Source organism: Spiroplasma endosymbiont of Tricholauxania praeusta (assembly GCF_964019535.1).
GTDB lineage: Bacteria > Bacillota_I > Bacilli_A > Mycoplasmatales > VBWQ01 > Spiroplasma_E > Spiroplasma_E ixodetis_A.
Genome location: NZ_OZ026450.1, coordinates 669,605 through 683,317, shown reverse-complemented (window position 1 = coordinate 683,317; position 13,713 = coordinate 669,605). Strand labels below are relative to the sequence as shown.

Here is a 13,713-nt window from a genome sequence, read left to right as displayed (position 1 = left end):
TTTAGTAAGGAATATAATAATATGAAAAATAATAATTCCTATGAAGATAAACTTAATGCAATAGTTAAATTAGAAAGTTATATATTTGAATATATAGATTTTTTTGCTTCAGTTTTATTAAATGAGGCTTCTAAAGAAAAAAAGTGATCTTATGATCAAAAACAAATACAAAAATTACTAAATGCTAGAGTTAATATTACAAGTATTAGTAATGATTTAATTATATTAGAAAAATCTAAATGTAGTATTATCACTAATATTAGAACTTTAGTAAATTATTTATATGATGTGTATGAACTTGTTTATTTTTCTTTTGAAATTTTAAACATATATAAAAGTAAAAATTTAACTAAAAAAAATAAAAGTAAAATAAATAAAATTAAAAATAATTTTGAGAAATTAAATATTATTTTTTGATTAAAATTTATGCGTAATTTATTAACACATAGTATTTTTATGCAAGGTTACAATTCAGAAAAAAAGCAAGTATCATATGAAAATTTAAAAATAAAATTAAATTTTACAGTTAAAAATAATTTAATTATGTTATCTGAAAAACAGATTTTTAATAAAAACAAAATTATTAATCAACAACTAAAAAAAATGGATTATGATAATTTAATTATTAATAGTTTTATTCATTATTTTAAAATAGTTAATGATAATGAAAGAAGTACATGAATTTTAAATCTTATTAAAGAAGAAAAAATGGAAAAATATATTTCAATCAATCAAATAAATTCAAATCCTAATTATTTATGAATTTGAGTTGATACTAATTATAATTATTATGAATTTATTGATAATAGAAAAAATTATATATTTATTTTTGGATTTAATGTTATTAAAACATTAAAATTATTTGTAGAAGAAATTTGCAAAATTTTAAATCAAATTTTAACAGAATTAAAAGCTTCTAGACTAGTAATAAGTACTGAAAATTTTCAAATTAAATCTTTTTTTGAATCTATGAGAAAAGTTAAATAAATATTTAACTCATAATTGTAGAATTTCGCTAAAAGTACTATAATATAAATAACGATAGTTTAATATCGTTATAATTTTAATGATGATATAAACTTTATATCTTTATTAAAATTATATATTAACTTTAAAGGTATAAAATATGAGAAAAACAATAAATATTTTAACAGTTGGTATTTTTTCACTAGCAACAAGTACCACTATTTTAACTAGTGTGAATCACTTTAATAGTAGCAAAAATGATTTACAAAAAGCAAACGCCACTACTAATCAAACATCATTATTTAATAATCAATATCAATATTTAAATAATAGTGACTGAATTACTAACCAATCAACAACCGATCATAAATTTTATAGTTATGATACTTCAGCATTAAAAAGTTATACTTTTACCAATGCTAGAAACGTCTTCTTAGTAGATACAACAGGTAACCTAGTTTATAATACCAAAGTTACTATTCCTAATGAAGATAAATTAAATATTGAAAATACAAAACAAGAAATGAACAGCCACAAAAAAGTAACATCACTTAAAAGCAATCCTAATTATTCTGATGCTTACAATTTTAGTGAATATCAACAAAATAATTTTATTGGTGACAATAATTGAACATATTTACAATTTGGTGGTCTTGAACAAAATATTGATATTTCTAACATTGCTGGTGCTTCTAAAATTGAAAATAATAACAATCTTAGTGAGAATTTAGGATTATATTACATTGCTGATGCTGCTATTAATAATAAAATTTCTTTAGCAATAGCTTATAATATTAGTCAACAATTCATTAATAAAAGCAGTTTAAACAAACTAATTAGTAACCAATTAACAAATAATATTATTAACTTAATTGTTAAAAATAATAACATCTTTAACTTTATTAAAAATTCACCCCTTTTCCTAAATATAAAAGATTATTCATTAAATTTTATTTTTGATAATGATAATAACTTAGTAGCAATTTACTATACAAAATGAAATGTCCAAAATATAAAACAAAGTATTAACTATCATTATAAAGAAGACTTTAGCAATATTAATAAAAATGATTGATCAAAAAATAGTGATCAACAAATCATTTTAAATTGAACTAAATATGCAAAAAATTGAGAACAATTTTCACAACTTTATCCTAAATTTAATTTTAATAATTCTAAACTATCAATTAATAATATGGGTACATATAAAGAAAATAATAATCTTACTGGTGATACTAATAATATTACTACTAATAAAAATATTAAATATGAACTACAAAATCCTTATAATGTTGTAGCAATTTCTGATCTTATTATTCAACTTCCAATTATTGAACTTTATGTATACCATGATGATAATAATATTTATTATCAATGAAATGCACGTGTTACTTCATCACCAAATTTAATTGCTGGTTGTAGTTTAGCAATTGATTTAGATAATATTAGTTTTCAATTTAAAAAATAATTAAATTTAATATATAAAAAATGATGCCTTAATTAAGGCATTATTTTTACAATGAATGTTGTCTTACACTACTTTGATTAGATGCTGATGGTTGGTTTTCTGCCATTTGATTAGAATTATTAATTAAATATTCTTCGTGAATTTCTAAACACTCAACTTTAAGGTTTTCAATTCTTTTTAAAAATTCTGGATTATTAGATGTTTTATATTTTCTAGCATTACGTCAATTATAATCTTGACCTGTGACATCTATTTTTTCTTTTACTTCATTAAGTTCTGACATAATTGACATTAATTGTTTAATATTAGGATTTGTTTTTGATTTCTCCTCGTTTAATTGTTGTTTAATATATTGTACTAGTCCAGCTGTTTGCATATAGGCAGGAGTTCCTACAGAATCTGAAATATCACCTAATATTTCTTTTTTAGTTTTATCAATTCTTCTTTCTACTTCAATTTTATTTTCAATTTCTTCTAATAAACCTTCAATTTCATTCATTAATTCTTTTTGATCTGTAATAATATTCATAATTTTTATCTTCCTTTTCACATATAATTTTAATTTAATAAAACCTAGTATAGTTAAATTACTATACTAGGTATGAACAATTATTAAATTATAAATACTATTATAACTATAAAATAAAAATTACGCAATCAACTATTATTTACTATTTTTAAATTTTCTAATTATTTTTTGATCTAATATCATAAATAATCATTATTTATGTTCTTTTTCTATTCAAGTTAAAATATCTTCTAAAATAATATTAATATTGGGTTCATTTAAAATCGCATGATTACCTTCTTCATAAAAACTATAAGTTATCCCTTGTCTTCAACGTTTATTATTTTTTGCAATTTTATCAAAATCAGCAAATATATCTTTTGCAGATTGAACAATCAAAACCGGACATTTAGCACTATTAAGATTTTTTGGTACTTGTTTACTTAATTTTTGTGCTTGTAAGGAAAATAATAATGTAAATTTCATATTAGTCATTGCTCTAATTTTCCCTTTTTTAATATAATTAGAATTAATAGAAATTGTTTCCATATCAAAAGTAATAGGTAATGGATGATGTTTATAAAATAGAAATCCTCAAATTGCATGACAAACTAATGAAGGTTTTATTTTAAATATTTGTTTCTTAGTAACAAAATTAGTTAAAATTGCACCATCAATCATTTTTGCTAATCTTTTAATTGCTAATGCTGTTAATGCAGAACCTAATGATTCACCCATTAATAAAATTTTTTTATTAGGATAACGTTCATTCAAAACCGTTATAATATCTTTAATATCATTAATAGTTGTTCCTAAAGTATGATATTTTCATTTTTCATTTTCTCCTCAACCTCGTTGATCAAAACTTAAAAATGAAATACCATGTTTAGTAAAAAACTTAGCAGCTGTTTTAAAGTCTGTTAAAGAGGCACCCATACCATGAATACCAATAATAATATATTTACTATTATCAACAAATTTAAATTCAGTATGTAAAAAATAGTTATCCCTAGTAATGATTCCCTCGTTACTTCATTGTGGAAAATGACGATTCAGTTCTCAGTGATAATCAATATGGAAAATTTGATAAATTCTATATAAAATATAAAGTATTATTAACATAGCTAAAACTACGATAAGTATTGCTCATCAATAATGTTGCCAAAAATTATCCATAATAAATGATACCCTCCAATAATATATAAATACTTACTAATATTTTATCAAATTAATTTTATTTTTATTAAAACAAAACCTTAAATGGTTTTGTTTTAATAAAAATATTTATTTCTTAGTGACTTCAGCAATTAATTGACCAACCGTTACTTGTTCATCATCTTTTACTACTTGCTTTACAACATAACCTTCCATTGTTTCATTACTGAAAACAATTGGTGTTGTTACTTTTTTACCTTTATTCTTAACTTCTTGTAAATTAGCAACTACCATTACTTCTGATTTTTTAATTGGTTTACCTTGTTCAACTTTAATATCAAAGCCCTTACCAGCTAATTCAACAGTATCAATACCAATATGAACTAAACATTCAATACCTGTATTTACATCTTTAATACCATAAGCATGTCCTGTATTAAATACTGTTGCTAATTTTCCATCAAATGGTGATACAAATTCAACTCCATCTTTACCTTTATATTCAGGGATAATAGCAAAACCAGTCCCTAACATTTCCTGAGCAAATACTGGATCTTCAACTTTACTAAGGTTAATAACTTTACCAGTAACTGGTGCATAAATTAATAAAGGTAATTGTTTTTTTTTCTTGAAAAACATATGTCGATTCTCCTCAAAATTATGTAAATTAGATGTTTATAATTTTAACATTAAATAATGTAACTTTAAAAATAAATAATATTTTTATTTTTTTCATAAAAATTTTTCTACTAATGATTTAACTTCTTCATTGGTTTCACATTGTAATGCTTTTGATGCTAATATTTCTGTATCCTTTTTATTTAAAGTACTAATAATTTTTCTAGTTTCTAAAACACTAAATGCAGACATTGAAAATTCATCTAGCCCTAGACCAACTAGTAGTGGAACAGCAATTTTATCACCAGCCATTTCACCACACATGGCAACAGGACGATTATATTTATGTCCACCATCAATTGTCATCTTAATCAAACGTAAAATTGATGGATGATATGGTTGATATAAATAAGACACTTTTTCTGACATACGATCAGCGGCTAAACTATATTGAATTAAATCATTAGTTCCAATTGAAAAGAAATCCGCATATTTAGCAAATATTTCTGCATTAACTGCTGCTGCTGGAATTTCAATCATCATTCCAACTTGAATATCATCACTAACTTTAACTTTTTCTTTAATTAATTCTTTTTTGCAAGTTTCATATAATGATTTAGCTGCTTTAAATTCTTCAACAGTAGCAATCATTGGAAACATAATAGCTAATTTACCAAAAGCTGAAGCACGAATTAAAGCACGTAACTGAGTTTTAAAAATATCTTTACGATCTAAACACAAACGAATGGCACGATAACCAAGGAAAGGATTCATTTCTTTTGGTAAATCTAAATATGATAATTCTTTATCACCACCAATATCTAAAGTTCTAATAACAACTTTATGTTTAGTAGCAGACAATACTTTTTTATATTCTTCAAATTGAATATCTTCACTTGGAAAATCACTACTTTCCATATAAAGAAATTCACTTCTAAAAAGTCCTACTCCTTGTGCATCATATTCAATTGCTTTAATCATATCTTTAGGTGAACCAATATTTGCTTCTAACTTTACTTCATGATTATCACTGGTTTTAGTTAATTTACCTTTAAATACTAATAATTCTTTTTGTTCTTCAATTCATGCGTTTTGTTTAGCAACTCATTTATTTTTTTCACTACTATTTAAATCAATTTCAATTTCACCAGTATTACCATCTAATACACAAAATTGATTATTTTTTACTTTTGTAGTAACATTTTTTAACCCAAGAACTGCTGGAATACCAAGACTACGAGCCATAATTGCTGCATGAGAAGTTCTACCACCAATATCACATAAAAATCCTTTAACAAACTTAGGATTCAATTGACTTGTTTCTGAAGGTGTTAAATCATGACTAACAATAATTGTTTCTTCTTTAATTGCACTTAAATCAATAGTTTTAATATTTAAAATTTTACGTAAAATTCGATCACGAACATCAATAACATCAGCAGCACGTTCACGAAAATAATCATCATCCATTGCTTGCAATGTTGCAATTGCTTTATTAGCAGTACTTTCTAAAGCATTAGCAGCATTATATTTTTCTTCTTTAATTAACTTTTCAGTATCTTCAATTAATACTGGATCAGTTGTTACTAAAAAATGAGCTTCAAAAACAGCGGCTTTTTCTTCACCCAAAGTTTTTGTTGTATTTTGGATGAGTTGTTTAATTTCATCACCTGCTATTTTTAAGGCATCATGTAACTTTTTAACTTCTCCTTCTATTTCTTTTTCATTAATTTTTTTAGGATTAGTTTTGATAGTTTCATGTTTTAAGATTAATGCTTTGGCTAGAGCAATGCCATTACTAGCACCAATACCTTTCATTTTTAACATTATATATATTTCACTCCTTATAAAATATGTTTATTAATAGTCTACTAAATTATAATAAAAAAAATGAAATATTGTATAAAATATTTATTATAATTTAAACTTTTTATAAATAAAAATGATTTTAATATTTTTAAATATTTTTCATATATTAATTCCTACTTTTAATTTCATTAAAAGTAGGAATCTTTTCACTATATTAATATAATTAGATAGTTACGCATTGGATAAGAGAACGATCATGATTATGATTATTATTAGGAATAAGAGATTCTCTATCTGAGTTATTTATATCTTGCACATCATTTTCATCTCATTCATTAATATTATTAATATGACCATTTATTCTTCTAGTAATAAAACTTCTTCCATCACTAGCAGTATTTCCATTTGCTTGATTTATTATATTTGGTAATTCAGATAATACTTCATCAATAATCTTTTGTTGTTCTTTTTGTTTATATTTTAATTTAAAAGCTGGTTTCATTTTATTTGTTAAATTATATAAATCAGAACTAGTTACACCAAGTGCTGATAATACCATTCCTAATTTTGGAAATGTTTCTTTAAATTGAATTCAAGCTTTTTTTCAATCTCCTTTATTTTGTGTAACATCTGCTGCATAAGTTTTAATAGCATTAGTAATGGCGCTAATAAAAAGAAAACTAAAGATAAAGACTCCTAATTGACTTAATTTATTTTGATTTTTAACTCAATTTTTAAATGATTGTAGCAATGTATGATCATTATTTTGAGGGCAAAAATAATTTTTTACTGGTTCAAAAATTGTATTTAATGCATTTTTAATAAAATATTCATTAACAAATCTCATTACTGTAGCACGAACAATAGTTGAAATAATATTATTAATTGATACTATATCTTCTGTATAAGATTCTCATGTTAATGTTTCAGCAGTATAAGCAGAAGAAGCAGTAATAACTAAATGATTTATTAATAATGTTGTTAAAAAAAGTTAGTATTGGATAAACTATTTTTTATAATTTCTTTAATAGAATAGTCTTCATTTTTTAAATCAGTTTTTGATAATTCACTTAATTCATTTAAAAGTTCTTTTAAAAAATCATTACTGATTTCTGCACTAATTAAAGAATTAAATTTTTCAAAAGTAAATTCATCATTAAAATCAATATTTTTTAATTCATCTTTAATATGATTTATTACATCATGTTTTTTGATAATTGTTAACAAATTAGTACACAAATTATCTAAGTTCGAATTAATTTTATTTAATTTTTCATATTCTTTAAATTCTAAATGTTTTTCTAATTTATTAATAATAATTTCGAGTGGTAAATATTCATCTAATTCTTTTTTTTGTGTTAATTGATTTGAAGGTAATAAATCAATAATACTTTTTAATCCAAATGGATAGTAAGATAAAAAATAAGATGTAAGTGTATCAACACCAGCCATAGCATAATTTTCAGGAATTTTTAATGATTCTCACATTCCTTTGCCTAATATTTCTAATTGTTCTATAAAAGTTTTACCTATTATAGACTTTTCTGATACTACAGCTATTGAAAAATATCTTTGTGCTACTCTAATTGAAATACCTGTTAATAATATAATTGGAGAAGATAAATATTCAATAGTTTTTCAACAACAATTATTTGAACTTATTTCACTTTCTTTTTTAATAAATTTTGGTAAATTTTCATAAATTTCTCCTAAATCATCAAAATATATTCTTGCTTTATTTTTATATTTTTGTTCATCACTATTTCAATATTGATTAATGTAATTGGTATAATAATGAATTCTTAAATTAATATTTGCAAGTTCTGCAATAATTTTTTTAGTTTTAGTAATAACTATTTCATTATTATTTTCTACTCCCACCACTAAAGATTCCATATTTTGATTTCTTATACTGGCACTATTACCATTTATTGGACACATTTGTCTTTGCTTCTTTCCTTTTTAAACTTATATTAATAACACGTTTTCTCTATTATGTATAATTAAAATTTTATTGCATAAAGATTGAGAAAAGTTTCCAAAGATTTTTTAAACATATTTTAAAATTAACATAATATTTTCTTTTTCTTTTTAAAGAAATATAGGTTTTATTTTGAAATTTTAATATTTATGTTAAATGTTCTATTTATATGTTTCTATATTAATTCAATTTGCTTATATTTCTTGATTTTATTCCAATATCTCTTTTTAAGAGAACTATTTAAATTAAAACTAAAAGTTCATAATATATATTTTTTATATATAAGAAATTATTCTTTTACTTACAAAGAATAATTGAATCAACTAAATTTCATTTTTTCTATCAATATGTAAAAGAAAAACCCCATAAATAATATATTGTAATTTCATTAAATAAAAAATAAGAATATATAACTAGATTTATTTTAAAATAACAATATATTTTTCCTTTAAGACATTACAAAAAAACATAAAAAAACTACTTAGTAAAAATAAAAAATAATACTAGTAGGCTAATAACCAATAATTTTGTGTGTCTTAAATTTATTATAACACCGAAACTTTGAAAATCAATAAAATTTTATTAATTTTATTATTAAAATATCATTTTAAATAAAAAAATTAGCACCCTTATTATGGTGCTAATTTAATAATATTTTTATAATATTTTATTATCTTGATTTTTTGTTCATAGTAAAGCTAATGAAATAATAGCAGCAGCAATACAACCATAAAAGTAATAAAATACATAATCTCAGTTTTCATTACCAATACCAGCAATTACTACTTTTGAAAAAAGAGCATCACCAAGAAAATAACCAGATAATCCTGTAAATCCTGAAGCAGTAGCAGCTGCTTTCTTATTTGTTAGTTCAATAGCAGTAGCACCAATCATTGCTTGTGGCATATAAACACCAAAACCAGCAATCATTAAAGCAGTAATAAGCATAGGCATATTACCACGAGGAGCAACTTGCAATAAAACCAGTCCACAAAGTGCAATTAATAATCCAAATATCATTAATGGTGCTTTACGATTATTAAAAAATCACTTAGCAAAATATGCTGCAGAAATACCACCAAATAAACCAGATAATTCAAAACAGGCAGCAAATCATTTACTATGTTTTAAATCTAAACCATGAACATCTTTCATTAAAATTAATGTTCATCCTGCCAGTCCTTGTCGTACAACATATACTCAAATATTAGCAAATGCTAATATTCATAAAAATTTATTTTTTAAAATATACTTTACAAAAATTTCTTTTCAATTAAGTTCTGCTTTTTCTTCTTTATGTTCTAGAACACCTTTTCATTTTTCAACAGTAGGTAACCCTTCTGCTTCGGGGCGATCACGTAATCCTCATAAACATAATGGAATCATAGCTAAAGCAAAAATACTAGGAATTCAAAAATATAAACCATAAATTGTTCCACCCGGATCAAGTACTGTTACTAAAGAAATAACAACAACTGGTAATAAAGCAGCACCAATATTTTGTCCTGAGTTTCAAATTCCAATACGTCCTGAACGTTCTTTATCAGTAAATCAATGAGAAAATAGTCTAGCTGTAGCTGGTCAACCCATACCTTGGAAAACAGCCAACATCGCAATCAAACTCAACATCATTACAAATGGGCCAACACTAATTTTAGTTCCAGCAAAAGCAACTACACCACCCATAATAATATTTAAAATAGAAGAAACAAATAATCCAACAATCATGATTACTCTTCCTGAACTACGGTCAGCGACATTTCCAACAATAAATTTAGCACCACCATAAACAACGGCAAAAATTGTTCCCATTAAAGCATACTCCATTTTAGTTATGCTACCATTGCTTTCTAAAGCAGAACCCGCTACTGTATACGCTTGACGAGTAAAGTAGTAAAGAATATATGATAAAATGCTAAAACCAAAAACTTGATTACGTAAAATAATAAATTTTTTATTAACTTGCTTTAAGTCTTCACTAAAAATTTCTTTTTTTGCAGGTGGCTTAAAAACACATGCAAGTCTATTAAAAACAGACATTTTTTTACTCTCCTTCTAAAAGGATGCATAAATTATAGTAACCCAAATAACCTGCTCTTAAAAACTTAATATAAACATACTTTAACACATAGGTTTTTACAATTTTTGTTTTTGTGGAAAAATAAATAATATTAAAAATTAAAAAATAACTCTCTACCAAACTATTTTTTTGAAATACCATAAATAAATATTAACTCTACACCTTTTAAAATTCATTTACATTTATTTATTAAACAGTTTTATAAAATATACTAATAATTTATTTATCCCCTTCTCAAATTGTTTAGTCCTAACCTATATATTTCAGATTATAACAGATATATTCTAAAATTGAAAAGATATTTCTTTAATTTTAAACAAAATAATTTACAATTTTCTTATGAATTTATTCTAAAAAAATTATAAATATTTATATAGTAATAACTAAAATTAAAAAAATTATTTTATCGTTTAATGTTTTAAAAATTAAAACTAATGATAGAATTAAACCATAAAATAAATTAAAAGAAAAGGTAGTGAACACATGCATAATGAAAGCAAAATACAACATATTAATTCTATAAAAGAAGTTGAGCAACTTTTACAATCAAAAAAAATAACAGTAATTGATTTTTCAGCAGAATGATGTGGTCCTTGTAAAATGTTAGGGCCGAGATTTGAAAATGTTGCTAATGACGAAAAACACAAAAATATTAATTTTATTAAAGTTGATGTTGACAAAGCTAAAGAACTAGCAAAAGAGTATGAAATTCAATCAATTCCAACATTAATTTATTTTAATAAAGAAGGAAAAGAAGTTAAAAAAACTTTTGGTTTAGTTTCTGAAAAAGATATGACTAATATTATCGAAGAAATGGTAAAATAAGGTATTTATAATGGCTATTAAATTAATTGTTCTTGATCTAGATGGAACTTTACTAAAAAGTAGATGAAAAATTCATCCTAAAAATCTAATTGCAATTCAAAAAGCATATCAAAAAAATATTAAAGTTATTATTGCAACAGGAAGAGCACCAAGTTCAACCATTGATATTGCAAAAGCATGTTTAATGCACGAAAAAACCGGTCATATTATTTGTTATAATGGTGGTAACATCCTTGATATTACTAATGATAATAGATTAGATATATTGTATGAAAAATCATTAACAAAAGAGCAAATACAAACAATAGTTAAATTTGCTAATAAAAATAATTTAGCAATGTGAGGATATAGTACCGATAATAAAACAGGCTTAATTAATCGCAGATCACTAAAAGTTAAAATTATGGAAAATTTTAATAACCTACCAACTAAACAAATTGATGAGAATACCGATGAGGGTATGTATAAAATTTTATTATTTTGTAAAAAGAAAAAACAAATTAATCCAATTTTAGAACAATTAAATACTATAAAAGATTTAGAACTTGCTACTTCTTCTCATAGTGTTATCGAAATTAATCCAATTGGTGTTAATAAAGCTGCTGCTGTACAATTTTTATGCAAAAAATGAAATATTACTCCTGACCAAGTACTAGCTTGTGGTGATGGTATGAATGATTATAAATTAATAAAGTGGGCTAAATATGGTATTGCAATGCAAAATGCTCATCCTAATTTAAAAGAAATAGCATATGATGTTACTAGTAAAAATACTTGTGGTGGTGTTGCAAAAGCTATCGATAAATATGTATTTCCTAAATCAGAGTTTGAATAAATAATAGTTTAATTTTCTAATATAATTTATTATTAAATAAAACTTTAAAAATGCTGGTAATTTTCCAGCATTTTTAATTCAATATCCTTTATACTTAAATAAATATTTTTCAAATTTACATTCTTTTAATATAAACTAACTATTCATTGAATTATTAAAAGTAGTTTTATCTAATACTATAGAAAAAGTAAGACTATCATTATAAAAAAATGAATCTTCACCAATTCAAAATTTAATATAAATACCAGAAAAATCATGTTAAATAAAAACAGATGAATTAATATATGCATGTCACATAAAACCACTTACAGAAAAATTATTTTGAATTTTAGCAGAATTATCAATCGCTTCTGTTATATCTTTTGTGCTAATTTTAATATTATGTTTTTGAGTACTTTGACTTGAATCACCAGCAGAAATAAAAGAATTATTATCAAAGCTTATACTAGGAAATAAAGTAGTAAAGTCATCCCAAGATTTAGCATAGTTAGTTCAATTTTAAAGCACCAAATTTGCTCATATACAAACATTTGTAGAATCTGTTCCATTATAATTAGTAGTATAATTAAAATTTACATTTTGTGTAATATTATCATTTTTAAATTTATTATAATAAATTTCAATTAAATTATTATCTTTATCAAAAATATAGTTTAATGAATAGTTTTTGTCGCTAATATTAAATGGTAGATTATAAATAAAATTATAAATATCTTTATTATCAATAATTAAATCAATAATTTTAGTAACTAATTCATTATTAATTTGTTCTTTTAAACTACTTTGACTAATAAAATAATTAGCTAATTGTTGAGCAATCGTTCTATCAATTTTATTAGATAATGTTGCTTTAGCAATATAATATAGACCCAATGTTTCACTTAAATTATCACTATGTTCAACTTTATCAGCACCTGCTTGTTGTGAAATATCAATGTGTTTTTCAATTCCACCTTGCTGAATTAACTTTCAATCTTGATTATCACCACTAAAATAAGAAGTACTATATTTACTTTTACTATATGGATTATATGTATCTTTAATAGTAGTTACTTTTTTAGTATTATTCATTTCTTGTTTAGTATTTTCAATATCTGATTTATCTTTATCAGGAACAATGACTTTGGTATTATAAACTAGATTACCTGTTGTATCTACCAAAAAAGTATTTTGAGCATTGGCAAAAGTATAATTTTTTAATGCTGAAGTATCATAACTGTAAAACTTATAATCAGTTATTGATTGGTTAGTAATTCAATCACTAGTATCTAAAACATTTCATTGATTATTAAATAATGAATTTGTAGAATTCTTTATTGATGATTTATTTGTTAAGCTACTGTTATTAACAATATTATCATTAATACTATTAATAATAGTATTACTTGTTAAAGTTAATGTTGTTAATGTACTTAATGTCATTAGTAATTGTTTCATTCATATACCTACCTTTTAAATAATACAATTT

12 protein-coding genes are annotated in these 13,713 nt (G+C 23.2%); 4 read left to right on the top strand and 8 right to left on the bottom strand.

What is annotated here, in order from left to right:
• Positions 1-21 precede the first annotated feature (21 nt).
• A complete protein-coding gene (locus tag AACK96_RS03720; RefSeq protein ID WP_338975080.1) occupies positions 22-987 on the top strand; it encodes a hypothetical protein in 966 nt (321 codons plus the stop codon).
• A 139-nt stretch (positions 988-1,126) separates the two neighbouring features.
• Entirely contained in the window at positions 1,127-2,434 is a 1,308-nt protein-coding gene (locus AACK96_RS03715) for a hypothetical protein (protein WP_338975079.1), read from the top strand.
• A 46-nt stretch (positions 2,435-2,480) separates the two neighbouring features.
• Here AACK96_RS03715 and AACK96_RS03710 read toward each other — a convergent pair whose 3' ends face one another.
• The 7 genes from AACK96_RS03710 to AACK96_RS03680 form a co-directional block, all read right to left on the bottom strand.
• Positions 2,481-2,963 (bottom strand): hypothetical protein, encoded by a 483-nt coding sequence (locus AACK96_RS03710; protein WP_338975078.1) that lies wholly within the window; start codon positions 2,961-2,963, stop codon positions 2,481-2,483.
• Between the two features lie 192 nt (positions 2,964-3,155).
• Complete coding sequence (locus AACK96_RS03705; RefSeq protein WP_338975076.1) at positions 3,156-4,118, bottom strand: alpha/beta hydrolase; 963 nt, start codon at positions 4,116-4,118, stop codon at positions 3,156-3,158.
• 108 nt (positions 4,119-4,226) lie between these two features.
• Positions 4,227-4,736 carry a PTS glucose transporter subunit IIA gene (locus AACK96_RS03700; protein ID WP_338975075.1) on the bottom strand — a complete coding sequence of 170 codons (510 nt, stop codon included), beginning with the start codon at positions 4,734-4,736 and terminating at the stop codon, positions 4,227-4,229.
• 84 nt (positions 4,737-4,820) lie between these two features.
• On the bottom strand, positions 4,821-6,545 hold the full coding sequence (gene ptsP / locus AACK96_RS03695; protein ID WP_422397332.1) for a phosphoenolpyruvate--protein phosphotransferase: 1,725 nt from the start codon (positions 6,543-6,545) through the stop codon (positions 4,821-4,823).
• A 202-nt stretch (positions 6,546-6,747) separates the two neighbouring features.
• A complete protein-coding gene (locus AACK96_RS03690; protein WP_338975073.1) occupies positions 6,748-7,371 on the bottom strand; it encodes a hypothetical protein in 624 nt (207 codons plus the stop codon).
• Positions 7,372-7,505: 134 nt separating this feature from the next.
• Positions 7,506-8,465, bottom strand: a complete 960-nt coding sequence (locus AACK96_RS03685; RefSeq protein WP_338975072.1) for a hypothetical protein — start codon at positions 8,463-8,465, stop codon at positions 7,506-7,508.
• Between the two features lie 697 nt (positions 8,466-9,162).
• Positions 9,163-10,545, bottom strand: coding sequence for an MFS transporter (locus AACK96_RS03680; RefSeq protein WP_338975071.1), 1,383 nt, complete (start codon positions 10,543-10,545; stop codon positions 9,163-9,165).
• Between the two features lie 523 nt (positions 10,546-11,068).
• Here AACK96_RS03680 and trxA point away from each other — a divergent pair.
• Together trxA and AACK96_RS03670 are read left to right on the top strand one after the other, a co-directional pair.
• On the top strand, positions 11,069-11,410 hold the full coding sequence (gene trxA / locus AACK96_RS03675; protein WP_338975070.1) for a thioredoxin: 342 nt from the start codon (positions 11,069-11,071) through the stop codon (positions 11,408-11,410).
• Positions 11,411-11,420: 10 nt separating this feature from the next.
• On the top strand, positions 11,421-12,245 hold the full coding sequence (locus tag AACK96_RS03670) for an HAD family hydrolase (protein ID WP_338975069.1): 825 nt from the start codon (positions 11,421-11,423) through the stop codon (positions 12,243-12,245).
• Between the two features lie 498 nt (positions 12,246-12,743).
• Here the strand turns inward: AACK96_RS03670 and AACK96_RS03665 are convergent, their stop codons facing one another.
• Positions 12,744-13,682, bottom strand: coding sequence for a hypothetical protein (locus tag AACK96_RS03665; protein ID WP_338975068.1), 939 nt, complete (start codon positions 13,680-13,682; stop codon positions 12,744-12,746).
• Between the last annotated feature and the right edge of the window lie 31 nt (positions 13,683-13,713).